This is a genomic window from Angustibacter peucedani, assembly GCF_054779595.1.
The window spans coordinates 1-2971 of sequence record NZ_BAAGXY010000069.1 but is presented as its reverse complement, the minus strand read 5'-3'; the positions used below and the strand labels follow the sequence as shown (position 1 = coordinate 2971).

General features: G+C 75.5%; 2 protein-coding genes. Both read right to left on the bottom strand.

Annotation, left to right across the window (positions count from 1 at the left end):
* On the bottom strand, positions 1-2019 hold a 2019-nt coding region (gene pheT, locus ACYVJ4_RS12970), incomplete at its 3' end, for a phenylalanine--tRNA ligase subunit beta (protein WP_460460550.1).
* The coding region (gene pheS / locus ACYVJ4_RS12965; RefSeq protein WP_460460549.1) for a phenylalanine--tRNA ligase subunit alpha at positions 2019-2971 on the bottom strand (953 nt) is incomplete at its 5' end. The genes pheT and pheS, both read right to left, overlap by 1 nt.

Sequence of the window (2971 nt, the reverse complement as noted above, 5' to 3'; positions counted from 1 at the left end):
CACGGAGGCCGCGAGCGCCTGCACGGCGGCGACGGCGTCGGTCCAGTCCGCGGCGCGGCCCGGACCCCACCAGCCGGCCTGCTCGCGCTGCCCGGACAGCAGCACGGCCGCGCGCAGCGGCTGGGCCGGGACGCCGGCCTGCAGCTCGACCAGCACGACGTCGTCCGGACGACGACCGCCGCCGGGGCGCGGCGCGGTGGCCGGCTCGCCCTCGGGCCGGAACACGCGCCCGACCTCGAACAGCGCGAGGTCGCGGACCCCGCGCGAGAGGTTGCGGTGCGCGGCGTCCGGCAGGGTGTGCAGCAGCGAGGTGCGCAGCTGCGGCTGCTGCTCGCTGAGCGGGTTGGCCAGCCGCACCGCGTGCCGGCGCGGGTCGTCGGCGGGCAGACCCAGCGCGTCGTGCCGCTCGGGCGCGACGAAGGGGTACGTCAGCACCTCGACCAGGCCGTGCTCGGCCAGCGCCCGGGACGCCGAGCGGCGCAGCCGCTGGGGCCGGGTCAGGCCCCGCCCGGCGCGCGCCATCGGCAGCACCGAGGGGATCTCGGTGTAGCCGTGCACGCGCGCGACCTCCTCGACCAGGTCGGCGCCCTGGCGCACGTCGGGCCGCCACGACGGCGGCCGCACCAACCAGCCGTCGTCGGCCCGCTCGACCGTGCAGCCGACGGCCTCCAGCGCGGCGACAACCTCGTCGGCGGGCAGGTCGAGACCCACCAGCCGGCGCGGCAGGTCGGCCGGCAGGTGCACCGGCGGGCGCTCGGCGCGCTCGTCGACGTCGGTGACCTCGCGGCTGCCGTCACCGCCGCCGTGCTCGACGAGCAGCCGCACGGCGAGCTCGGCCGCCCGGTCGGCGAGGTCGGTGTCGACCCCGCGCTCGAACCGCTTGCCGGCCTCGGTCGACAGCTTGTGCCGCCGCGACGTGCGGGCCACCGTCACCGGGTCGAAGTGGGCCGACTCGACGAGCAGGTTCGTCGTCGAGCCCGTGACCTCGCTGCTCGCCCCGCCCATGACGCCGGCGAGCGCCAGCACGCGCGAGCCGTCCGCCCCCTCGTCGGTGATCAGCAGGTCCTCGGGGTCGAGGGTGCGCTCGACGTCGTCCAGGGTGGTCAGCCGTTCACCCGCCCGCGCGCGGCGCACCACGATCTCGTCGCCCAGCGCGTCGAGGTCGAACGCGTGCAGCGGCTGCCCGGTGGCGAGCATGACGTAGTTGGTGACGTCGACCGCGAGCGAGATCGGTCGCATGCCGCACAGCCGCAGCACCTGCCGCATCCAGCCCGGCGTCGGCGCCGCCGGGTCGAACCCGCGCACGGTGCGCGCCACGTAGCGGTCGCAGCCGGCGGTGCCGCGCACCGGCGCGTCGTCGGCCAGCCGCACCGGGAAGCCGGCGCCGTCGGCGGCGACGGGCTCGACGTCCGCCGGCTCGACGAACCGCCCGCCCGCGCTCAGGGCGTACTCGCGGGCGATCCCGCGCAGGCTGAAGCAGTAGCCGCGGTCAGGCGTCACGTTGACCTCGACCGCGACGTCGTCCAGGCCCAGCAGCGCGACCGCGTCGGTGCCCACCGGTTCGTCGCCCAGCCCCGGGCGGGGCAGCACGACGATGCCGCTGTGGTCGTCGCCCAGGCCCAGCTCGCGCTCGGAGCAGATCATCCCGTCGCTCACGTGGCCGTAGGTCTTGCGGGCCGAGATCTCGAAGCCGCCCGGCAGCACCGCACCGGCGAGCGCCACGACGACGCGATCACCGGCGCCGAAGTTCGAGGCGCCGCAGACGATGCCGCGGACGTCGTCGGCGCCGTCGGGCGTCGAGCCGACCCGCACCTGGCACCAGTTGATGGTCTTGCCGTTCTTCTGCGGCTCGGGCTCGGCGCTCAGCACCTCCCCGACGACAAGCGGTCCGGTGACGTCGGAGCGGTGCACGGCCTCCTCCTCCAGGCCCACGCGCACCAGCACCGCCTGCACCTGCTCGGGCGTCGCGCCGTCCGGCAGGTCGGTGTGCTCGCGCAGCCACGACAGCGGGGCCCGCATCAGATCTCCATCCCGTAGTGCTGGCTGAACCGGACGTCGCCCTCGACCATGTCGCGCATGTCGCCGACGCCGTAGCGCATCATCAGCGTGCGCTCGACGCCCATGCCGAACGCGAACCCGCTGTACCGCTCGGGGTCGACGCCGCACGAGCGCAGGACGTCGGGGTGGACCATGCCGCAGCCGCCCCACTCGATCCAGCCGGTGCCGCCGCAGGTGCGGCAGCCGGAGCCGGCGCCCTGGCACGCGACGCACTGCAGGTCGAGCTCGGCGCTGGGCTCGGTGAACGGGAAGAACGAAGGGCGCCACCGGGTCGGGACGTCGCCGAACATCTCGCGCGCGAAGTGGTCGAGCGTGCCCTTCAGGTGCGTCATCGACAGGCCCTCGTCGACGGCGAGCCCCTCGACCTGGTGGAACACCGGCGTGTGGGTCGCGTCGAGCTCGTCGGTGCGGAACACCTTGCCCGGGCACACGACGTACGTGGGCACGCCGCGCTCGAGCAGCGTGCGGATCTGCACCGGCGAGGTGTGGGTGCGCAGCACCAGCCCGGCCTCGGGCGGCTCGACGAAGAAGGTGTCCTGCATCTGGCGCGCCGGGTGGTCGGGGTCGAAGTTCAGCGCGTCGAAGTTGAACCACTCCGACTCGAGCTCGGGCCCCTCGGCGACCTCCCAGCCCAGGCCGACGAACAGGTCGTTCACCTTGTCCTGCAGGGTGTTCAGCGGGTGGCGGGCGCCGTGGGCCACGCGGTCGACCGGCAGCGTGACGTCGACGGCCTCCTCGACCAGCACCCGGGCGTCGCGCTCGGCCCCGAGCTCGGCCTGCCGCGCGGCGAGCGCCTGGTTGACCTGCCCGCGCGCCTGCCCCACCCGACGTCCGGCGTCGGCGCGGGCGGCGGGCGGGAGCGCGGCGATCTCGCGGTTGGCCAGCGCGAGCGGGCTGCGGTCGCCGGCGTGCG